Below are 21,516 nucleotides of genomic sequence, written 5' to 3'. Positions count from 1 at the left end.
CATGACCGAATCCAGTGAGTGGCTCATCTACCGTGGCGCCGGCGAACCCCACGAGGGCCTCGACCGCCTGCCTCCGCCGCCGCCCTGGCGCGACTTCTCGGGGCGGTCCACCGAGGAATCGGGCGCGGGCGACCGTTCCGAGGACCGCAGGCTCGGCGCGCACCGGCACCTGGCGGAGCTGCACAGGCCTGGCGCCGAAGAGCTCGAAATGATCAACGCGGCGCTGTATCTGCGCCGCCCCCTGCTCGTGACGGGCAGCCCCGGCGCGGGCAAGAGCACGCTCGCGCACTCGGTGGCGTACGAGCTGGGCCTGGGCAACGTACTGCGCTGGTCCATCGTCAGCCGGTCCACGCTCCAGGACGGGCTCTACCACTACGACGCGATCGCCCGCCTCCAGGACGTGCAGATCGCGGCGCAGGGCGGGTTCGGCTCGGCGGCCGGCTCGCCGGGGGCCGTCGAGGGGATCGGCAGCTATGTCCGGCTCGGTCCGCTGGGCACCGCGCTGCTGCCGTCGCCGACGCCGCGCGTGCTGCTCATCGACGAGCTCGACAAGAGCGACATCGACCTGCCCAACGACCTCCTGAACGTGCTGGAGGAGGGCGAGTTCGCGATACCCGAACTGGAGCGGGTCGCCGACCGGTTACCGGACGGCGAGGCGGAGGTGCTCACCGCCGACGGCGTCAAGGTCCGCGTCCGCGACGGCCGGGTGCGCTGCAACGCCTTCCCGTTCGTGGTGCTCACCAGCAACGGGGAGCGCGACTTCCCCGCACCGCTGATGCGCCGCTGCATCCACCTCGAACTCGGCAGGCCCGACCACAACCGGCTCGCCACCTTCGTACGCGCCCATCTCGGCGACGAGGCGGCACGCGCGGGTGACGATCTGATCAATCGGTTCCTGGAGCGGTCGCGTAGTGAACTTCTCGCTACTGACCAGTTGTTGAACGCGATCTATCTGACCGACGCGGCCGCTCCCACCAGCCGTGAATCCTTCGCCGACCTCCTGATCCAGCGACTCGACCGCCCGAGGTGAAGCGGTGACTCCCGACGCGACGGCGCGTCAGGGGCCCGGTTCGCCCTCGGAGCCCGGACGCCAGGGCGGCGACCCCGTCGCCGAACTCATCGCCAGGCTGCGGCAGATCGGGCTCGACCCCGATGCCGAGGGGCTGTGCGACGCGCTGTGGCTGGCCCGGTACGCGCGTCCCGCGCAGACCGCGGATCAGCAGGAGCCCGTCCCCGGCGAGCGACCCACCTACGAAGGGCCGCGGCCGACACAGATACCGACCGTCCCGGATCCCACGCCTGCGGAGCGGGAGCCGGAGGGGCCGGCTCCCCACGTGTACGACGAGGCCGGCGACCGGCGCGTCGCCCTGTACCCCGTCCCGCGCCCCGGCAACGGCCGCGCGCGCCGGACCGGTCGCAGCTCCCCGCTCCCGGTCGGCGTCCCGGCGGCGCCCGCGTTCCCCGCCCCGCTCGAACTCCAGCGCGCCCTGCGGCCATTGCAGGGCTATCGCAGCGCCGCCCCGCCACTGCGCTCGGTGCTCGACGAGACGGCGACGGCGGAGCGCACCGCGCGCGCGGGCGGCCTCGTCCTGCCCGTGTTCCGCGCGGTGACCCGCGCGGACGCGCGGCTGAGCCTCGTGATGGACGCCTCCTCCTCGATGCGCGTGTGGGACCGGATGTTCACCGAACTTGAGCAGGTGTTCGGCCAGTTGGGAGCCTTCTGGGACATCCAGGTCAGCTATCTGCACGAGGGCCCGGACGCGCAGGCCGCCGTCAGCCGCAGCCCCGAGTTGCACGGGGCGCCGCTGCACTCCACCGACCGGCTCAGCGATCCGTCGGGCCGCCAGGTCACCCTCCTCATCAGCGACTGCGCGGGTCCGCTGTGGCGCAGCGGCCGGGCCCACCGTCTCCTGCACCAGCTGGCGCGGCAGGCCCCCGCCGCCGTGCTCCAGCCCCTGCCGCAGCGCATGTGGAACCGGACCCGGCTCCCGGTCTCGTACGGGGAGTTGAGCCGCGGCGAGGCGCTGGGCGGCGCCGCCGCGCTGCGCGTGCGGACGGCGGCGGGGCCCTCGGTGCAGGCCCGCGCGGGTGCGCTGCCGGTGCCCGTGCTGCCGCCGGAGCCGGTGGCGCTCGGCGCCTGGGCGCGGCTCCTTTCGGGGGCCGGGGCGGGGCCTGTCGCGGGGGCCGTCGGCTGGGTCAGGGCGGACCAGCGGCGGGTTTCGGCGGGCCGGCAGGCGCAGCGGCCCTCGGTGCTCGAACTGGTCTCCCGGTTCCGCTCCACCGCCTCACCGGACGCGAGCCGGCTCGCCGGATTCCTGGCGGCGGCCCCGCTCTGCCTGCCGGTGATGCAACTGGTGCAGCGCACCATGCTGCCCGGCTCGGGGCCGTCCGAACTGGCCGAGGTGCTGCTCAGCGGGCTGCTCACGCGCGCCAAGGAGGAGCACGAGGGCGATGGCGTCCAGTGGTACGAGTTCGCGCCGGGCGTGCAGGAGGCGCTGCTCGGGCCGCTCGGCAGGGACGAGGCCGTGCTGGTCCTCAAGCACTGCTCGGAGTACATCGAGGCCCGCTTCGACAAGGGCGGCCCCAACTTCCCGGCCCTCGCGCTGGCACAGCTGGGCGACGGCGGCGGGGACGCGGGCACCGACCGCACCACCGGCACCGGCACCGGCACCGGATACCGGCCCCCGCACACCGTGGGCGGCGACAACGGGGACGCCGGGGCGGGCGGCGCCGACCTGGTCCCGCAACCCTTCGCCGAGGTCGCCGCGCGGGTCCTGGAGCGCTTCATGCCGCTGCCCGAACAGTTCGCGCTGTACGGGCGCCCGGGACAGGAAGGGCCACAGGAAGCGCCGCCCACCCACCCCGCCGTCACCCGCGCCCGCGCGCTGGCCGCGCGCTTCGACGGCGAGCGCATGGTGCAGGACCTCATCGACGCGGTGCAGCTGCTGCGCGGCGCCACCGAGCACGAGTCGCTCACGGAGCGGGACTTCGAGCTGTGGGCCGAGTACGCCCACTGCGTGCTGCTCCTGTGGGAGGTCCAGGGCGGAGCGGAGCTCCTGCGCGAGGCCGAGCAGGCCGCCGAGCGCGCCGCGGCCCACCCGCACGCGCTGCGCGAACGTGCCGTCCTCGCGCGCGTGCTCTCCACCGCAGCCACCGACCGCAGGCGCCGCGGCGACCGGAACGGCGCGCTCGAACTGCTGCGCAGGGCCGACCGGGAGTACGCGGTGGCCTGCTCGGCGCCCGACCTGGCGGAGCAGGAGGCGCTGCGGCTCACCCTGGAGCGCGTCGGCGCCCTGGAGGCGCAGTGGCGGCTCGGCGGCGACAGTGCGCTGCTCCAGGGCGCGGTCGGCATGCTGGAGGCGTTCGTCGACACCTGGCCCGACCGCCGCCACCCGCCGGAACTCCCGCTCGCCCACGGCCGGATCCTGCTCCGGCTGTCCGGCGCCGCGGCCGACGGCGAGCAGGCCGTCAGGTATGCGGAGCAGGCCGCGGGCTCGCTGCGCACCGCCCTGAACAGCGAGGCGCAGGACCCGGGCGGCGTACCGCGGGTGCGGGTGCTGCTCGACCTGGTGGACGCCCTGCTCGGCTCCGGTGACGCCCTCGACGAGGCGGCGGCGCGGGTCGACGAGGCCCTCGCGGAGGCGCGCGACCAGCGGCTGCGCGCCGCGGTCCTGCTGCGTGCCGGACGCGTCGCCCGCGCCCGGCACACGGAGTCCGGCGACCCGCGCGAACTCCAGGAAGCGGCACGCCACTTCGAGCAGGCGGCGCACTGGATGCCGAGGGACTCCGCGGCCCACGCCGACGCGCTCGCGGAGTGGGGTGAGGTACTGCTGAGCAGGGCGGGCGCCGAACCGGCCGCACCCGCCGAACAGGACGCGCTGTCGCGGGCGATCCGGGTGCTGCGGGACTGCCGCTCCCAGACCCCGGCGGGCAGCGCCCGGCTCGCCCACCGGCTGCTGCTGCTCGGCCGTGCCCTGATGCTGCGCTACCGCGCGCGCGGGGACCGCGTCGACCTGCGCGAGGCCGAGTACCTCCTGGGCCTCGCCGCCGCGGAGGCGGACGACTTCCTGCCGGCCGCGCGCAGCTGGCTGGAGCTCGGCCAGGTGCAGTTCGAGGTGTTCCGCAGCCTCGGCCGCCCGGCCCGACTCGACGAGGCGGTGGACGCGTTCCGGTACGCCGCCGAGTCGGCCCGCGGCGCCGAGCGGGAGGCCGATACGGAGCGGTCCCGCCAGGAAGCCGTCCTTCTCGGCGCGCAGGCACACCACTTGCGGGGTATGACCTACGAAGCGGCGGCGCGCCCGCGTGCCGCCCGCGAGGCCTATCGGGCGGCACGCCGCGAGTGGTCGAGGCTGCCCGACGGCAACGTGACGAGGAGCGGACCGACGGCGCGGCAGACAGCGGAGCGCCTCGCCGAGCTGGACTGACACCGGGCCGTCGGCCGGGGAGAGGGGAACGTCATGGACGTACAGGAGCCACGCCAGGAGCCGGCCGAACCGTGCCCCGACCTCACCGACCTGAGCCTCGCCGAACTACGTGAGGCACAACACCCGGTCCTGGACGCGGTGTTGGCGGACCTGCGGGAGCGCGAGGAGCGGCCGGGCGAGATGCTCTGGGGGTTCAACAGCGCGCTCTGACGCGACACGGTCTCGCGCGGAGCTGGTTTCGGCCGCCCCGCGCGGGCGAACCGGACAACGTTGGACCGACCACGTTTGTGCCGCGCGCCCCACCGGGAAGGCGCCCCGTACGCGCGAGCCCGCCCTGCGGGCGCTCGGCATGGGGGGTACCGGAGTGGCTGGAGTCGCTGGAGTCCCCGAGGGGGCCGCCGCCGCACGGGCACCGGACCAACGGCCCGCACCCTTCCGGCAGTTCGTCGTGAAGATGCACGGCCGCTGCAACCTCGCCTGCCGCTACTGCTACCTGTACGAAGGACCCGACCACACCTGGAGCACCCGCCCCGCCGCCGCGTCACCCGAGGTCCTCGACCGCACCGCGACCCGGATCGCCGAGCACGCGCGCGTACACGGACTCCCGCACCTCTCGCTCGTCCTGCACGGCGGCGAGCCGCTGCTCGCGGGCGCCGCCACACTCGGCCGCTTCACCGCCCTCGTGCGCGAGCGGGCCCCCGAGGGGTGTGAGGTGCACGCCGTCGTGCAGACCAACGCCACGCTCCTCACCGAGCGGCGCCTCGCGGCCCTCGCCCGGCACCGCGTCCGCGTCGGCATCAGCCTCGACGGTGGCCTGCCCGCCCACAACGCGCGTCGCGTCGACCGTGCGGGACGCCCGTCCTGGACCGCCGCCACCCGCGGGGCGCGTCTGGTCGCCGAGCGCTTCCCGGACTCGTACGCCGGGATCCTCGCCGTGATCGACCCCGCGCAGGACCCGGTGGAGACGTACGAGTCGCTGCTCACGCTCCGCCCGCCGACGCTCGACCTGCTCCTGCCGCACGGCAACTGGTCGGCGCCGCCGCCCGGTTGGGAACCGAGCGGCACTGTGTACGGCAGCTGGCTGTGCGCCGCCTTCGACCGCTGGTGGGGCGCCGGACACCGGGAGGCGCGGGTGCGCCTCTTCGAGGAGTGCCTCGCGCTGCTCCTCGGCCTGCCCTCGGCCGTCGAGCCGCTCGGCCTCGCCCCGTTCGACGCCGTCGTCGTCGAGACCGACGGGACGATCGAGCAGGTCGACTCGCTCAAGTCCGCCTACGAAGGCGCCGCCTGGACCGGACTCGACGTCTTCCACGACGACTTCGACGCCGCGCTCGCCCACCCCGCCGTCGCGGCCCGGCAGGCGGGCGCCGCCGCGCTCGCCGCCGACTGCCGGGCCTGCCCGCTGCTCGACGTCTGCGGCGGCGGCCAGTACGCCCACCGCTACCGCGCGGGACACGGGTTCGCCAACCCGTCCGTGTACTGCGCGGACCTGCAGCGCTTCATCCGTCACGTGGCGGCGGTGCTCACCGCGGACACGGTGCCCGCCGCCCACCCCGAAGGGGACCACCCGTGATGCTTCCGGCACTCCCGGACCACGCCCTGACCGAACTCGGCCGCACCGAAGGCGGCCCGCAGGCACTCGGGCTGCTCGTCCGCGCCCAGGACACCCGCAGGCTGCTCACGCTGCGCGCCGTGCTGGACGCCGCGACGGAAGCGGACCCACGGGTCTGCCCGCCGCCCGCCCGCAGGCGCCTCAGGGAGGACTGGGCGCTGCTTGAGGCGGCGGACGCCACGGCCCGGCGGCCCGCCGGCTCACCGGCCCGCGAACGGCTCCTGCACCCCCTGGTGGGCCCCTGGGCCCAGCGCTGCCTGACACTGCTGCGCACCGACCCCACCCTGCCGGGAGCGCACCTGCGCAGCCGCCAACTCGCCCGGGAACTCGCCCACTTCAGCGCGCTCGCCGCCGCGTCCGCCGCCCGCGCGGGCCTCCCCTTCAGTGTTCGCCTGTCGGTCCGGGGCGGAGTCCTCGGCCTGCCTTCGCTCGGCGCGCTGCACACCTCGGCGTCGGACGGCACGACGTACGAAGTCACCTACAGATACGGCCAGTTGAAGATCCGCGACCGCGGCTGTGTCCCCGTCGTCGTCCGCCCGGAGCGCGGCACCGGAGCCTGGTCCGACGACCCCGCCTGGACGCCCGCCTACGCACTGCCCGGCCTCACCGGGGGCGCCGGGCCCACCCCGCTCGACGACCTCGACCCGTACCGCGGCGCGGAGGGCGGCGCGCACTACCGGGGCGCCGGCGGACCCGCCACCCTCGACGACGCCGAGCGCAAGCGCTGGCTGCACGCCTGGTCGGGCACCGCCGTCGAACTGCGCCTCGGCGGCGAACAGCGGCTCACCGAGGCCGTCGCCCTGCTGCGCTGCCTCGTCCCGCTCACCGCGCCGCCCGGCTCCGACCCGTACGACGCCACGGCCGGCACCTGCAGCGGCACCCGGCGTGAGGCCTTCGGCGCGGTCCTCAGCAGCACCCCGCCCACGGCGCCGGTGTTCGCGGCGACCCTCGTCCACGAGCTCCAGCACACCAAGCTCCTCACGGTCGCCCAGCTGGTGCCGCTCCACCGGGCGGGCGGCGCGGCCCGCTACTTCGCACCGTGGCGCCCCGACCCGCGCCCCTTCGACGGGCTGCTCCAGGGCGCGTACTCGCATCTGGCGCTCGCCGACTTCTTCCAGCGGCGCGCGCTCCGCGTCGGCAGGACCGCCGAGCGCGAGTCCGCGTGGGCCGTGCACGCACGCTGCAAGGAGCAGGTGGGAGCCGCGCTCCCGGCCGTCGTCGGCTCGACGGACCTCACCCCGCAGGGGCGGCGCCTCGTGGATCAGATGGTCGCCACGTACGAACGGCTCGACGAGCACCCGCCGCCCCGCGGGCACGCCGCACGCGCGCGTGCCTACGTGGACGCGGCGCGTACCTTGTTCGCCGCACGCCGGATGCGGTCAACTGGGTGATATTCGCGTCCGGTTGGGGCGAAAATCTGGGCATGGTTCTACCCTCACGTGCCGGGAGGCCGCTGCATGTCCGCAATCCGTAGGCCGGTCGGAGCCACCGGCAAGGGGACCGGGAAATCCACGGTCACCATCAGCTTCGCCGGGTTCAACCGGGCCTGGGCGGCCTGGATCGGGGACCGCCTCGAACGGCGCGGCCTGCGGGTCGTGTACGCGCGCTGGGACTCCCGTGCCGACGTCCCGCTCACCGACCTGCTGGGCGACCTGATGCTCACCGAGGGCCGCATCCTCGTCATCGTCAGCGAGTGGTACTTCCAGCTCGGACCGCGCACCCACGAGGAGTGGAACGCGGCGCTGCGCCAGGTCGTCGCCCCCGAAGCCGCCCGGTTCGCGGCCGTCTCCGTGACCACCGCGTCGCTGCCCACCGCCACGACCGTGCTGGCCGCGACGCAGCTCACCAACATGGGTGCCGACGAGGCGGAGCGCCGCCTGCTCGACCGGCTCGACCTGCCGACGGACCCGCTGCCCGAGCTGCCCACCGGCGAGCGGCGCGGGCCGCGCTTCCCCGCCTCCATGCCCGAGGTGTGGGGCGGAGTACCGCGCCGCAACACGCGCTTCACGGGCCGCGAGCCGCTGCTCAACGACGCGTACCACCTGCTCCAGGGCGCCGAACCCGGCGCGGGCGTGCTCACGATGCACGGCATGTCCGGGGTCGGCAAGACGCAGCTGGCCGCCGAGTACGTCTACCGCTTCGGCTCCGAGTACGACGTCGTGTGGTGGGTCAACGCCGAGGGCCGGGTCACGTACCGCCGTCTGATGGCCGAACTCGCCCCGAAGCTGGGCCTGCCCACCGGGCCCGAGTACGGCGAGCGGCTGCGCGCCGTGCGCGACTCGCTGCGCCGCGGTGACCCCTACGGGCGCTGGCTGCTCGTCCTGGACGGCGCCGACGAACCCGACCAGATCTGGGACCTGGTGCCCACGGGCCCGGGACACGTCCTGATCACCTCCAGGAACCCCGAGTGGACCGAGCACAACAGCAAGCTCCTGGAGGTGCCGGTCTACTCCCGCGGCGAGTCCGTCGCCTTCATCCGGCGCCGCGCGCCCCGGCTCTCCGAACCGGACGCCGACCAGCTCGCCGAGGCCCTGGAGGACCTGCCGCTGCTGCTCGACCAGACGGCCGGCTGGCTCAACGACTCGGACATGTCCGTCGAGGAGTACATCGGACTCCTGGAGGGCGGCATCGACCAGGACGTCGTCAAGGTCTCCGCGGACTTCCCGGTCGCCTTCCAGACCGCCTGGTCGATCCTGCTCAACAAGCTGCGCGAGACCGTCCCCGAATCCATCGACCTGCTGCGCCTGTGCACGTTCTTCGCGCCCGGCTTCATCCCCGTACGCCTCCTGCGGGAGATGCCGCACGACGAACTGCCCGAGCAGGTCGCCGGGTTGCTCAACGACCCGCTGCTGTGGAACAAGGCGATCAACCAGCTGCGTCAGTACTCCGTCGTCCGCCTGGAGTCGCACGAGGCGGTGGGCGACGAGTCGGCGGCCGCGGGCGAGTCCCTGTACCTGCACCGCATGGTCCACCAGATCGTGCACAAGGACATGCCCGACGAGGACCGGCGCGAGTTCATCGACGTCGTCCGCAGGGCGCTCGCCGCCGCCGACCCGGGCCGGGCCACCGACACCCGCCTGTGGGACGAGTACGCGGCGATCGTGCCGCACCTGAAGTACGCCGACGTCCTGCAGAGCACGGACCGCAAGGTCCAGAACATGGTCCTCAACTGCCTGCGCTACATGTACTTCACGGGCGAGTACGTCTCCGGCATCAAGCTCGGCGAGCGCGCCCTCGCCACGTGGCGGCGCCGGCTCGGCGACACCCACCAGCGGATCTGGGACCTCTCCTACCACCTGTCGAACCTGCTGCGCGCGGCCGGTGAGTACGAGCGCGCCGAGGAGATCGGGCGGATCGCCGTCGACCACCTGCTCGCCGAGCGCGGCGGGCAGGACCTGGACTATCTGCGCGCCAACATGGGCCGCGGCGCCGACCTGTGGGGCCTCGGCCGTTACGAGGAGGCGCGCGAGCTGTACGACTGGCTGTACCCGGCCTACCGCGAGCTGCTCGGCGAACAGGACTCCCGGACCCTCAACGCCCTGAACAACCTGGGCTTCGCGCTGCGTCTGCTCGGCCGCTACAAGGAGAGCCTCGACATCGACCGGCGCACCCTTGAGGCGCGCAAGCTGCTCCTCAAGAGCCGCCACCCCTGGGCACTGTTCTCCGAGATCCACTACGCGACGAACCTGCGGCTGCTCGGCCGCTACACCGAGGCCGAGTCCATGCAGGCGAAGAACGTGCGGGAGTACCGCCTCGTCATGGGCGGCGACAACCCGCAGACGCTGCTCGCCGAGCACAATCTCGCGCAGTGCCTGTACCGGCTCGGCGACCACGGCAGGGCGGGCCCGCTGTTCACCCGCGTACGGGAGCGCTACGAACGGCAGCTCGGGGACAACGACCCGCAGACGCTGGCCGCCGCCGTCAGCCACAGCTGCTTCATCCGCGAGCACGGGGACATCGACCAGGCGCGGGAGACCAGCGAGTACACCCTCGCGCGCTACGAGCAGAAGCTCGCCGAAGGGCACCCGTTCATCGCCGGGGGCCGCGCCAACCACGCGTTGATCCTGCGCAGCGTGGGCGAGCGCGATCTGGCCCACGCGCTGATCGAGCAGGCGATGACCGACATGGCCGCGGCGGTCGGCGAGAACCACCCGTGGACCGTGGGCTGCGCCGTCAACGCGTCGGCGCTGCGCAACCTCGTCGGCGACACCGAGTCCGCGGCCGCCCTCAGCAGGTCGGCGGCCGCGCGCGCGGCGGAGAGCCTCGGACGTACGCACCCGCTCACCCTCACGGCGCGCGTCGCGCACGCGGCCGACCTGCGGGGCCTGGGCAACCGGCAGGAGGCGGAGAAGACCGAGCAGGAGGCGCTGTCCGATCTGACCGCGACTCTGGGCAAGCAGCACGTCCACACCCTGTCGGCGCGGGCCCGCAACCGGCCGTACTGGGACTTCGAACCGCAGGTGACGTGAGCGCACCTGCGGTAAAGGCCGAAGGCCCGGCCCCCTCGAAAGGGGACCGGGCCTTCGGCCTTGCTCGCCGAGGTTCGGGGCCTACGCCTCGAAGACCTCACGCACCAGCTGCTCCTGCTCGGCCTGGTGACGCTTGGCCGAGCCGACCGCCGGGGACGAGCCGTGCGGCCGCGAGATGCGGCGCAGGCGCTCGCCGTGCGGCACATCGGCGCCGACGGCCAGGTCCAGGTGGTCGATCAGGTTGAGCGCGATGAACGGCCAGGCACCCTGGTTCGCCGGCTCCTCCTGCGCCCAGAGGTACTTCTCGGCGTTCGGGAACTTGGCGATCTCGGCCTGGAGCTCGGCACCCGGCAGCGGGAACAGACGCTCGACGCGGATGATCGCGGTGTCGGTGACGCCGCTCTTCTTCCGCTCGGCCTCGAGGTCGTAGTACAGCTTGCCCGCCACGAAGACGACCTTCTTGATCGCCTTCGGGTCCGTCGCACCCGAGTCGACCTCGGTGTCGCCGATGACCGGGCGGAAGCCGCCCACCGTGAACTCGTCCACCTTCGACGCGGCGGCCTTGAGGCGCAGCATCGACTTCGGCGTGAAGACCACCAGCGGCTTGTGGTGCGGGTTGTGCACCTGCCACCGCAGGAGGTGGAAGTAGTTCGACGGCAGCGTCGGCATGGCGACCGTCATGTTGTTCTGCGCGCACAGCTGGAGGAAGCGCTCGACGCGGGCCGAGGAGTGGTCCGGGCCCTGGCCCTCGTAGCCGTGCGGCAGCAGCAGCGTGACGCCGGAGGTCTGGCCCCACTTCTGCTCGGCGGCCGAGATGTACTCGTCGACGATGGTCTGCGCACCGTTGACGAAGTCACCGAACTGCGCCTCCCACAGCACCAGAGACTCGGGACGCGCCAGCGAGTAGCCGTACTCGAAGCCCATGACCGCGTACTCGGAGAGCAGCGAGTCGTAGACGTTGTAGCGGGCCTGGTCGGGCGACAGGTAGAGGAGCGGGGTGAAGTCCTCGCCCGTCTTGTTGTCGATGAGGACCGCGTGGCGCTGACCGAAGGTGCCGCGGCGCGAGTCCTGGCCGGAGAGACGGACCGGCGTGCCCTCCAGGAGCAGCGAGCCGAGGGCGAGGGTCTCGCCCATGCCCCAGTCGATCGTCCCGTCCTCGATCATCGCGGCGCGGCGCTGGAGCTGCGGCAGCAGCCGCGGGTGCACCGTGACGTGGTCCGGGATGTTGACCTGGGACTCGGCGATGCGCTTGACGACCTCCTGGGAGATCGCCGTCTGCACGGCCACGGGGAACTCGGCCTGCGGGTCGGGGACCTCGGCGGCGGCCGGGTGCGAGACGGCCTCGCGGACCTCCGTGAAGACCTTCTCCAGCTGACCCTGGAAGTCCTGCAGCGCCTGCTCGGCCTCTTCGAGGGTGATGTCGCCGCGACCGATGAGGGACTCGGTGTAGAGCTTGCGCACCGAGCGCTTCTTGTCGATCAGGTCGTACATCAGCGGCTGCGTGAACGCCGGGTTGTCCGACTCGTTGTGACCGCGGCGGCGGTAGCAGATGAGGTCGATGACGACGTCCTTGTTGAACGCCTGGCGGAACTCGAAGGCCAGACGGGCAACGCGGACGACGGCCTCGGGGTCGTCGCCGTTCACGTGGAAGATCGGCGCCTCGATCATGCGGGCCACGTCCGTGGCGTACATGGAGGAGCGCGACGACTCGGGAGCCGCCGTGAAGCCGACCTGGTTGTTGATGACGATGTGGACCGTGCCGCCCGTGCGGTAGCCGCGCAGCTGCGACATGTTGAGCGTCTCGGCGACCACACCCTGGCCCGCGAAGGCCGCGTCACCGTGCAGGGCGACGGGCAGGACCGTGAAGTCCGTGCCGCCCTTGTTGATGATGTCCTGCTTGGCGCGGACGATGCCCTCGATGACCGGGTCGACCGTCTCCAGGTGGGACGGGTTGGCGGCCAGCGAGACGTTGATCTGCTCGCCGTCCAGGCCGGTGAAGGTGCCCTGGGCGCCCAGGTGGTACTTCACGTCGCCGGAGCCGTGCATCGACTTCGGGTCGAGGTTGCCCTCGAACTCCCGGAAGATCTGCGCGTACGACTTGCCGACGATGTTCGCCAGGACGTTCAGCCGGCCGCGGTGGGCCATGCCGATGACGACCTCGTCGAGCCGGTTCTCGGCGGCGGAGTCGATGACCGCGTCGAGCAGCGGGATGACGGACTCGCCGCCCTCCAGGGAGAACCGCTTCTGACCGACGTACTTGGTCTGAAGGAAGGTCTCGAAGGCCTCCGCCGAGTTCAGCCGGCGCAGGATGCGCAGCTGCTCCTCGCGCTCCGGCTTGGCGTGCGGCCGCTCGATGCGGTCCTGCAGCCAGCGGCGCTGCTTCGGGTCCTGGATGTGCATGAACTCGACGCCGGTGGTGCGGCAGTACGAGTCGCGCAGCACGCCGAGGACGTCGCGCAGCTTCATCATCGACTTGCCCGCGAAGCCGCCGACGGCGAACTCGCGCTCCAGGTCCCAGAGCGTCAGGCCGTGCTCGGTGATGTCCAGGTCGGGGTGCTTGCGCTGCTGGTACTCCAGCGGGTCGGTGTCGGCCATGACGTGGCCGCGGACCCGGTAGGAGTGGATCAGCTCGAAGACGCGGGCGGCCTTGGTGACGTCGTCGTCGTGCGAGGCGTCGATGTCCTTGAGCCAGCGGACCGGCTCGTAGGGGATCCGCAGGGCCTTGAAGATCTCGTCGTAGAACTCGGACTCGCCGAGGAGCAGGTTCGCGACGATACGCAGGAACTCGCCGGAGGCGGCGCCCTGGATGACCCGGTGGTCGTAGGTCGACGTGAGCGTCATGACCTTCGAGATGCCGAGCTTGTTCAGGGTGTCCTGGGACGTGCCCTGGAACTCCGCGGGGTAGTCCATCGAGCCGACGCCCATGATGACCGACTGTCCGGGCATCAGGCGCGGGACCGAGTGGACGGTGCCGAGGCCGCCGGGGTTGGTCAGGGAGACCGTGACGCCGGTGAAGTCGTCCATGCCGAGCTTGCCGTCACGGGCGCGCCGGACGATGTCCTCGTAGGCCTGCCAGAACTCGAAGAAGTTCAGGGTCTCGGCCTTCTTGATGCCCGCGACGACCAGCTGGCGGTCGCCGTTGGGCTTCACCAGGTCGATGGCGAGGCCGAAGTTGATGTGCTCCGGCTTGACCAGCGTCGGCTTGCCGTCCTTCTCCGCGAAGGAGTAGTTCATCGACGGCATGGCCTTGATGGCCTGCACCATGGCGTACCCGATGAGGTGCGTGAAGGAGATCTTCCCGCCGCGGGCCCGCTTGAGGTGGTTGTTGATGACGATGCGGTTGTCGAACAGCAGCTTCACCGGGACCGCGCGCACGGACGTCGCCGTGGGGACCTCGATGGACTTGTTCATGTTCTTCGCGACGGCGGCGGCGGGGCCGCGCAGCGTCACGAGCTCGGGGCCGGCAGGGGCCTCGGTCGTCACTTCTTCAGCCTTCTTCGGTACAGGGGTGGCCGCAGCGGCCGGCTTCGGCGCGGTGGGGTCAGCCGGAGCGGCGGGCTTCGCGGGCGCGGGTGCGGCGGCAGCCTGTGCGGGAGCTGCGGCTGCGGGCTTCGCGGGCGCGGCGGGGGCCTGTGCTGCGGGTGCGGCCGGGGCCGCGGGCTTCTCGGCCGGCTTCGGGGTCGTCGCGGCCCCCGCGGCCGCGGCACCTGGCTTGTAGTCGGCGAAGAAGTCCCACCAGGCTCGGTCGACCGAATTCGGGTCCTGGAGGTACTGCTGATAGATCTCGTCGACGAGCCACTCGTTGGGGCCGAATGCCGCCGCAGGGTTTTTACCCTGTCCGGCCTGGTCGGTCTCGGTGGAGCTGCTCGAGCTACTGGGGGACTGTGACGACACGGCGTTAACCGCCCTCTTCCGCTTCTCACAAGGTGATGGACAGCGGGAATAAAGGCTACGCCTCCATCCGCGAGACGTGCAGACCGGGCCGGTCATCCGTCACGTAAGTCACACCGGAAGTTGCGTTTCGGGCCGGGAAATGGCGGGAAACAAGCGAGGTTTCGGTACGTTCGGATGCGCGCCCGGCGTGTTCGTGTGTGCCCGGCGCGCTCTTGACCCTTGACTGACCGAAACCCTACGTCAACTTTGCGTTCCGGGCTCTCCCGGAAGAGTGACCTTGATCCGGCAGCCCCGAGTGGATTCAGCCACCCTGATCTGTCCGCCGTGCAGTTCCACGGCCCAGCGCGCGATGGCGAGGCCGAGACCCGTGCCGCCGTCGCCCTTGCCCTTGTGGCCGCCGGCGTCGGCATCGCCCCGGTTGAAGCGCTCGAAGACCTTGTGCCACTCGGACTGCGGGATGCCGGGGCCCTCGTCGAGCACCTCGAGGTCGAGCGACTCGGGGTAGGGGCCGCGCCGGGCGGAGACGGTGACGCGGCCGTGCTGCGGGGAGTGCTTCACCGCGTTGTCGATGAGGTTCGCGACGACCTGGTGGATGCGCTCCGGGTCGGCGTGCGCCGTCAGCTCGGGCGGCGATACGTCGAGGTGCAGATGGACGTCCGTACGCGTATGGGTGCCGGAGCCCGAGGCGAGTCCCGCGCGCTGGGAGACCGCCATGTTGGCCTCCTTCAGGACGCCCGACAGATACGGCCAGACCTCGAAGCGGCGCGTCTTCAGCGGCACGACGCCGTTGTCCAGGCGGGACAGGTCGAGCAGTGTGTCGACGAGGCGGCCGAGCCGCTCCGTCTGTTTGAGCGCCGTGCGCATCGTCTCGGGATCGGCGGCCATCACCCCGTCGACGACGTTCTCCAGAACCGCGCGCAGGCCCGCGATGGGCGTGCGCAGCTCGTGCGAGACATTGGCCACGAGCTCTTTGCGCTGCTGGTCCTGGGCCGCCAGCTCGTCGGCCATGCGGTTGATGGTGACCGCGAGGTCGCCGATCTCGTCGCGCCGGCCCGCGCCGCGCACCCGGCGTGAGTAGTCGCCGTTGGAGATGAACCGGGCCACCGTGTTCATCTCGTCGAGCGGAGCCGTCAGCGAGTGCGCCACGAACTGCGTGATCAGCAGCGTGGCGATGATCGAGAACACCGTGATGAAGCGCAGCTCCGTCGCCGTGTACATCGCCACCATGAGCAGGCCCGTGGTGATGAAGACGGAGACGACGACGAGCGTGCCGAGCTTCGCCTTGACGGAGAAGGGGCGCAGACCGCCGGACGCCCACTGAGGGTTGAACGGCGGCCGGTGCGGCCGCCCGCCCGATGCCGGGTTCCGGTCCCCACCGCTCACGGGTTCGGCGTCTCCAGTGCGTAACCCACGCCGTGCACGGTGCGGATGCGCTCCGCGCCGATCTTCCGGCGCAGCGCCTTGATGTGGCTGTCGACGGTGCGGGTGCCCGAGGCGTCCGCCCAGTCCCACACCTCGGCGAGCAGCTGCTCACGGGAGAGGACCGCGCGCGGTGTGTTCGCCAGGCACACGAGAAGGTCGAACTCGGTGGGAGTGAGGTGTACGTCCTCGCTCCTGACCCGCACGCGGCGCTGCGCGTGGTCGATCTCCAGCTCGCCGAGCCGCAGTATGCCGCTGCGCGGTGTCGTGGCGGCCAGCGCGGCCCGCTCGACCCGGCGCAGCAACACGTGCACGCGCGCCGCCAGTTCCCGCATGGAGAACGGTTTGGTCATGTAGTCGTCGGCACCCACACCGAGGCCGACGAGCATGTCCGTCTCGTCGTCACGTGCCGTGAGCATCATGACCGGCACCGGACGCTGGGCCTGCACACGGCGGCAGACCTCCAGGCCGTCGAAGCCGGGCAGCATGATGTCGAGGATCAGCAGGTCGGGCTGCCAGGCCTCGGCCGTGTCCACCGCCGCCGGGCCGTCCTGAGCGGTTTGCACGAGGAATCCCTCGGCACGCAGCCGGGCGGCGATGGCATCGACGATGGTCGGATCGTCCTCGACGACAAGGACCCGGCGCTGGGCTCCCTGAGTCGTCGTGGTGGTGTTGTGGGAGGTGTGTGTCTGCTCCATCGCCCCGCCCCTGAGTGCGCGCCGTCGTGACGCGCTTGACGCTTGAATGATCGGGTTTCGGACGTCAGCGTACGGGGAGTTACCGCCGGTCGGCTACGTGGGCCTCAGTGCGAGGTGCACCACGTCAGGGACGCCCCGGACAACCGGGATCTCTTCGGTGCGCACCGCCTGGAATCCGGCATTCCGCAAGGTTTCTTCGAAATTTGCTGACGGCTGTGCGGACCATACGGCGAGAACACCGCCCGGGTCGAGTCGGTCCTTGCAGGCAGCGAGGCCGGACGGTCCGTAAAGGGTGTGGTTGTCCTCGGTGACCGTCCAGTCGGGACCGTTGTCGATGTCGAGGCAGAGCGCGGCGTAGGTGTCCGTGGCCGTGCGCAGATGCCGGACGAGGTCGGCCTCGACGATTTCCGTACGGGGGTCGGCGAGGGCCCCGGCGGAGAGCTCGCGCAGCGGGCCGTGCCGGTGCCAGTCGATGATCGCGGGCTCCCGCTCGACGACCGTGATGCCGCCCCAGCGCGGGTCGGCGGCCGCGTGCGCGAGGGAGAAGCCGACGCCGAGGCCGCCGATGAGGACGCGTGGTTTCCTGCGGGCGGCGGGTGAGGGGAGTGCCGAGAGCGCCGATAGCGCCGAGTCGACGAGGCGCCGCTCGGAGCGGCCGTCGGAGGTGTCCATAAGGAAGGTGCCGTTGGCGATGATCTGGAGCAGGTCGCCGTGACGGCGCAGGACCACCTCGCCGAAGGGGCCTTCGCGGCGATCGAGGACGACGGGTGGATCGGGGTCGTGCAGGGTCGTCATGGCCGCCATTGTGGCCGACGAGGTGGGTGGCCCGCGGGTATTTTCTGTGTCCCACGTCTCACATGGCGCTCGTCACAGAGGGTGATCCGAACCTGGCCACGCAGTGCCACAACTGCTTGATGTACTGCAGGACTTCATCCGGATCGCCGTACGCCGCCCAGTCCAGGGGGGGGACGTGACGGCGGAGGGCAGCGCGGGGCCCCGGAAGGCGGCGAGCTTGTCGTCCAGGCCCGCCGGGCGCAGCACGAATCCGGTGTGCCACTCGACGGGCGGCCCGAGCCCTTCGAGCAGGTCGCCGGTGCGGGTGCCGCGCGGTCGCCCGTGCGGCAGCGCGCGGATCTCCGCCACCACGGCGGCGAGCACCGGGTGCAGGGCGTCGAACGTGCCGATGTCGGCCGGGCCGAGGTGACTGTCGCCGAAGCAGAAGGTGGCCCGTTCGCCCGCCTCCGGCCGCAGCCGCACATGGCACGACCCGAACCGGGGCGCGGCCCTGCGGTACGCGCCGCCGAACAGCGCGTCCTCCCAGCTGTCCCGCATCCCGCCCGTATGCGCGCTACGACTGCCGTTGGACGGCCGCCGGGGCCGGTGCCCTCGTGATGGGCAGATTGCCCAAGGCGGGGGTGGGTAAATCCAGCCCCTCCGGCGATTGAGGAGCGGGGTCCGGGGCGGAGCCCCGTGGCGTAGGTGGTCGGTGTCCCGGTGGGGTGACGGCGGGCCGGGTCACAGCGTGATCGCTGACAGCGAACGCTCTCGGAGGAACATCTGGGAGCTCTCATGCATTGAGTCCATGTAACTCAACTTGACTGCCAAAGGGGAGATCATGGCTTCGACGTCCACACCGCTCACCCTGCCCGTGCTGCCGCTCGACGACGAGGTCGTGCTGCCCGGAATGGTGGTGCCCCTGGACCTCAGCGACACCGACGTACGAGCCGCCGTGGAGGCCGCGCAGGCCGCCGCGCGTACTGGACCCAGCAAGCCGAAGGTGCTGCTTGTTCCACGCGTCGACGGGACGTACGCGAACACCGGCGTGCTCGGCACCGTCGAGCAGGTCGGCCGCCTCGCCGACGGCGACCCCGGCGCCCTGATCCGCGGCGTCGGCCGCGTGCGCATCGGCGCCGGCACGACCGGGCCGGGCGCCGCCCTGTGGGTGGAGGGCCTGACCGTAGAGGAAGAGGTGCCCGACCCCCTGCCGGGCGCCGTGACCGAGCTGGTCAAGGAGTACAAGGCGCTCGCCACGAACTGGCTGAAGAAGCGCGGCGCCTGGCAGGTCGTGGACCGCGTCCAGGCCATCGACGACGTGTCCGCGCTCGCCGACAACTCCGGCTACTCGCCGTTCCTCACCACCGCCCAGAAGGTCGAGCTGCTCGAAGCGGCCGACCCGGTCGAGCGGCTGAGGCTCGCCACCCAGCACGTGCGCGACCACCTCGCCGAGCAGGACGTCGCCGAGACCATCGCCAAGGACGTCCAGGAGGGCGTCGACAAGCAGCAGCGCGAGTTCCTGCTGCGGCGCCAGCTCGACGCCGTGCGCAAGGAGCTGCGCGAGCTGAACGGCGACGCCAAGGACACGGCCGAGGAGTCCGACGACTACCGGGTCCGCGTCGAGGCCGCCGACCTTCCGGAGACGGTCCGCGAGGCCGCGCTCAAGGAGGTCGAGAAGCTGGAGCGGGCGAGCGACCAGTCGCCCGAGGGCTCCTGGATCCGCACCTGGCTCGACACCGTCCTCGAACTCCCGTGGAACGAGCGGACCGAGGACAGTTACGACATCCAGGGCGCCCGCGCCGTCCTCGACGCCGAGCACGCGGGCCTGGACGACGTGAAGGAGCGCATCACCGAGTATCTGGCCGTGCGCAAGCGCCGCGCGGACCGTGGCCTCGGCGTGGTCGGCGGCCGTCGTGGCGGCGCCGTGCTCGCGCTCGTCGGCCCGCCCGGCGTCGGCAAGACCTCGCTCGGCGAGTCCGTGGCGCACTCCATGGGCCGAAAGTTCGTCCGCGTCGCGCTCGGCGGCGTACGGGACGAGGCGGAGATCCGCGGCCACCGGCGTACGTACGTGGGCGCGCTGCCGGGCCGCATCGTGCGCGCCATCAAGGAGGCCGGGTCGATGAACCCGGTGGTCCTCCTCGACGAGGTCGACAAGGTGGGCTCCGACTTCCGGGGCGACCCGGCCGCGGCGCTGCTCGAAGTCCTCGACCCGGCCCAGAACCACACTTTCAGGGACCACTACCTGGAGGTCGAACTGGACCTGAGCGACGTCGTCTTCCTGGCGACCGCGAACGTCCTGGAGGCGATTCCGGAGGCGCTGCTCGACCGCATGGAACTCGTCCGTCTCGACGGCTACACCGAGGACGAGAAGGTCGTCATCGCCCGCGACCACCTGGTGCCGCGCCAGCTGGACCGCGCGGGGCTCGCGGTCGACGAGGTCACCATCGGTGACGACGCGCTGCGCAAGCTCGCCGGCGAGTACACGCGTGAGGCCGGCGTACGCAACCTGGAGCGGTCCGTCACGCGCGTGCTCCGCAAGGTGGCCGCGCAGCACGAACTGGGCGAGCGGGAGCTGCCGTTCACCGTCGGCGAGGGCGATCTGCGCCCGCTCATCGGGCGGCCGCACCACGTGCCCGAGTCGGCGCAGGACCCGGCCGAGCGGCGCACGTCCGTGCCGGGCGTCGCGACCGGGCTCGCGGTCACCGGGGCGGGCGGCGACGTGCTCTACGTGGAGGCGTCCCTCGCCGACCCGGAGACGGGCGCGGCGGGCCTGACCCTCACCGGTCAGCTCGGCGACGTCATGAAGGAGTCGGCGCAGATCGCGCTCTCCTTCCTGCGCTCGCACGGCGCCGAACTGGAGCTGCCCGTCGCCGACCTGAAGGAGCGCGGCGCGCACATCCACTTCCCCGCGGGCGCCGTCCCGAAGGACGGGCCGAGCGCGGGCGTCACGATGACGACGGCGCTCGCGTCCCTGCTGAGCGGGCGGCTCGTCCGTACGGATGTGGCGATGACCGGCGAGGTCTCCCTGACCGGCCGCGTCCTGCCCATCGGTGGCGTCAAGCAGAAGCTGCTGGCCGCGCACCGGGCGGGGATCACGACCGTCATCATCCCGAAGCGGAACGAGGCGGATCTGGACGATGTTCCTGCGGAGGTGCTGGAGAAGCTGGAGGTGCACCCGGTGAACGATGTGCGGCAGGTGTTGGAGCTGGCGCTGGCGCCCGCCGGTGTGGAGGTTCCCGTCGCCGCGTGACCTGCGACGGGGCCGGGGTCTCGGGGCTCTGCCCCGGACCCCGCTGGCTCTCGTCCAAAGAGCGGGCTTGATTGGCTAGACCGTCAGCCAGCCCCGAAGCGCCGCCGTCACACCCGCCTGAAAGCGTGTCTGTGCGTTCAGCATCGTCATCAGGCGGGTGATGCGGCGGCGCACCGTGTGGACGTGGAGGTCCAGGCGGCGGGCGATCGACTCGTCCTTGAGGCCCGAGGCCAGGAGGGTCAGCAGCTCGCGGTCCTCGTCCGTGATCTCGTCGGGGGAGTCCGCGCCGATCGGCACCGCCCGCTCCCACACCGCGTCGAAGAGCGGGACGAGGGCGTGGCTGAGGAGTGAGTCGCCGACGACGAGTGCCGAGGCCGTCGGGTCCGCCGCGTCCGTCGGCGGGAGCAGGGTCACCCTGCGGTCCACCGTGAAGAGCTTCGTCGGCAGGTCCTTGCCGACCCGGATCTGAACGCCCTGCGTGGCAAGGTCGTTGAGGCCCCGCGCCCGCCCGGCGAAGGTGAGGCCATCGCGGTCCACCACCACCCGTACCCGCGCCCCGCGCCGCACGGGGGCCGCCACGTCGAGAGGCGTCGGCATGCCGTCCGGCTGGCTGGACGCGTACGGCGGGCGGTCGAGCAGCGCCACCTCCGTGGTGGCCGAGGCCAGCATCGCCGCGACGCGCTCCGCGATGGCCCGGCCGCCGCGCACCGTCTCGATGCCCATCGCCCGGACGTCCGCGGGCGTGGCGGTCACCAACCCGGCCGCCAGCCGGTCCACCGCCCCCGTCAGGTCCTCCAACTCGGCCGAGCGGCGCAGCAGTTCGGCCTGGTGCCGGTGGATCAGATTGCGCAGCGCCGTGGCCGGCGGCACCGCGAGCGGGAGGGCGGAGCCGCGCGGTGCCGGCAGCGTGCAGCCGCGCTCCGCGAGGTGGCCGAGGGCCTCCGCGACCCGGCGCGCGGGCAGCCCGGTCGCGCGGGGG

13 protein-coding genes are annotated in these 21,516 nt (G+C 72.2%); 7 read left to right on the top strand and 6 right to left on the bottom strand.

Annotated features, from left to right (window positions below; genetic code table 11):
* The first annotated feature begins 1 nt into the window (after position 1).
* The 6 genes from OKJ99_RS01765 to fxsT all read left to right on the top strand — a co-directional run bounded on the left by OKJ99_RS01765 (position 2) and on the right by fxsT (position 10,502).
* Positions 2-1,030, top strand: coding sequence for an AAA family ATPase (locus tag OKJ99_RS01765; RefSeq protein WP_326013845.1), 1,029 nt, complete (start codon positions 2-4; stop codon positions 1,028-1,030).
* 4 nt (positions 1,031-1,034) lie between these two features.
* A complete protein-coding gene (locus OKJ99_RS01760; RefSeq protein WP_407700627.1) occupies positions 1,035-4,424 on the top strand; it encodes an SAV_2336 N-terminal domain-related protein in 3,390 nt (1,129 codons plus the stop codon).
* A 33-nt stretch (positions 4,425-4,457) separates the two neighbouring features.
* On the top strand, positions 4,458-4,634 hold the full coding sequence (gene fxsA / locus OKJ99_RS01755; protein ID WP_326013843.1) for an FxSxx-COOH cyclophane-containing RiPP peptide: 177 nt from the start codon (positions 4,458-4,460) through the stop codon (positions 4,632-4,634).
* 244 nt (positions 4,635-4,878) lie between these two features.
* Entirely contained in the window at positions 4,879-5,994 is a 1,116-nt protein-coding gene (locus tag OKJ99_RS01750) for an FxsB family cyclophane-forming radical SAM/SPASM peptide maturase (protein ID WP_326014010.1), read from the top strand.
* A complete protein-coding gene (locus OKJ99_RS01745; protein ID WP_326013842.1) occupies positions 5,994-7,424 on the top strand; it encodes an aKG-HExxH-type peptide beta-hydroxylase in 1,431 nt (476 codons plus the stop codon). The genes OKJ99_RS01750 and OKJ99_RS01745 overlap by 1 nt, the downstream gene beginning before the upstream one ends.
* A gap of 66 nt (positions 7,425-7,490) precedes the next feature.
* A complete protein-coding gene (gene fxsT, locus OKJ99_RS01740) occupies positions 7,491-10,502 on the top strand; it encodes an FxSxx-COOH system tetratricopeptide repeat protein (protein WP_326013841.1) in 3,012 nt (1,003 codons plus the stop codon).
* Positions 10,503-10,583: 81 nt separating this feature from the next.
* On the opposite strand, the gene OKJ99_RS01735 is transcribed toward fxsT, so the two are convergent.
* From OKJ99_RS01735 to OKJ99_RS01715, 5 genes are all read right to left on the bottom strand, one after another.
* Positions 10,584-14,396: a multifunctional oxoglutarate decarboxylase/oxoglutarate dehydrogenase thiamine pyrophosphate-binding subunit/dihydrolipoyllysine-residue succinyltransferase subunit gene (locus tag OKJ99_RS01735; RefSeq protein ID WP_326013840.1), complete on the bottom strand. Its 3,813-nt coding sequence runs from the start codon at positions 14,394-14,396 to the stop codon at positions 10,584-10,586.
* Positions 14,397-14,636: 240 nt separating this feature from the next.
* Complete coding sequence (locus OKJ99_RS01730; RefSeq protein ID WP_326014009.1) at positions 14,637-15,698, bottom strand: HAMP domain-containing sensor histidine kinase; 1,062 nt, start codon at positions 15,696-15,698, stop codon at positions 14,637-14,639.
* A gap of 77 nt (positions 15,699-15,775) precedes the next feature.
* Positions 15,776-16,513 carry a response regulator transcription factor gene (locus tag OKJ99_RS01725; RefSeq protein ID WP_266714016.1) on the bottom strand — a complete coding sequence of 246 codons (738 nt, stop codon included), beginning with the start codon at positions 16,511-16,513 and terminating at the stop codon, positions 15,776-15,778.
* A gap of 93 nt (positions 16,514-16,606) precedes the next feature.
* A complete protein-coding gene (locus tag OKJ99_RS01720) occupies positions 16,607-17,308 on the bottom strand; it encodes a spermidine synthase family protein (RefSeq protein ID WP_326013838.1) in 702 nt (233 codons plus the stop codon).
* Positions 17,309-17,380: 72 nt separating this feature from the next.
* On the bottom strand, positions 17,381-17,845 hold the full coding sequence (locus OKJ99_RS01715) for a DUF3626 domain-containing protein (protein WP_326013837.1): 465 nt from the start codon (positions 17,843-17,845) through the stop codon (positions 17,381-17,383).
* Positions 17,846-18,128: 283 nt separating this feature from the next.
* Here OKJ99_RS01715 and lon point away from each other — a divergent pair, with 283 nt between their 5' ends.
* Positions 18,129-20,537, top strand: a complete 2,409-nt coding sequence (gene lon / locus OKJ99_RS01710) for an endopeptidase La (RefSeq protein WP_326013835.1) — start codon at positions 18,129-18,131, stop codon at positions 20,535-20,537.
* 75 nt (positions 20,538-20,612) lie between these two features.
* On the opposite strand, the gene OKJ99_RS01705 is transcribed toward lon, so the two are convergent.
* On the bottom strand, positions 20,613-21,516 hold a 904-nt coding region (locus OKJ99_RS01705; protein ID WP_326013834.1), incomplete at its 5' end, for a helix-turn-helix transcriptional regulator.

It is taken from the genome of Streptomyces endophyticus (genome assembly GCF_035798155.1).
Lineage (GTDB): Bacteria > Actinomycetota > Actinomycetes > Streptomycetales > Streptomycetaceae > Streptomyces > Streptomyces endophyticus.
The sequence above is the reverse complement of the archived record's forward strand: the minus strand, read 5'-3'. Positions and strand labels throughout refer to the sequence as shown.

Excerpts from the sequence above, each read along its gene's own strand:
- OKJ99_RS01750 (WP_326014010.1), top strand. The coding sequence starts at position 4,879 with ATGCACGGCCGCTGCAACCTCGCCTGCCGCTACTGCTACCTGTACGAA.
- OKJ99_RS01765 (WP_326013845.1), top strand. The coding sequence starts at position 2 with ATGACCGAATCCAGTGAGTGGCTCATCTACCGTGGCGCCGGCGAACCC.
- OKJ99_RS01725 (WP_266714016.1), bottom strand. The coding sequence starts at position 16,513 with ATGGAGCAGACACACACCTCCCACAACACCACCACGACGACTCAGGGA.
- lon (WP_326013835.1), top strand. The coding sequence starts at position 18,129 with ATGGCTTCGACGTCCACACCGCTCACCCTGCCCGTGCTGCCGCTCGAC.
- OKJ99_RS01720 (WP_326013838.1), bottom strand. The coding sequence starts at position 17,308 with ATGACGACCCTGCACGACCCCGATCCACCCGTCGTCCTCGATCGCCGC.
- fxsT (WP_326013841.1), top strand. The coding sequence starts at position 7,491 with ATGTCCGCAATCCGTAGGCCGGTCGGAGCCACCGGCAAGGGGACCGGG.
- OKJ99_RS01715 (WP_326013837.1), bottom strand. The coding sequence starts at position 17,845 with ATGCGGGACAGCTGGGAGGACGCGCTGTTCGGCGGCGCGTACCGCAGG.
- fxsA (WP_326013843.1), top strand. The coding sequence starts at position 4,458 with ATGGACGTACAGGAGCCACGCCAGGAGCCGGCCGAACCGTGCCCCGAC.
- OKJ99_RS01745 (WP_326013842.1), top strand. The coding sequence starts at position 5,994 with ATGCTTCCGGCACTCCCGGACCACGCCCTGACCGAACTCGGCCGCACC.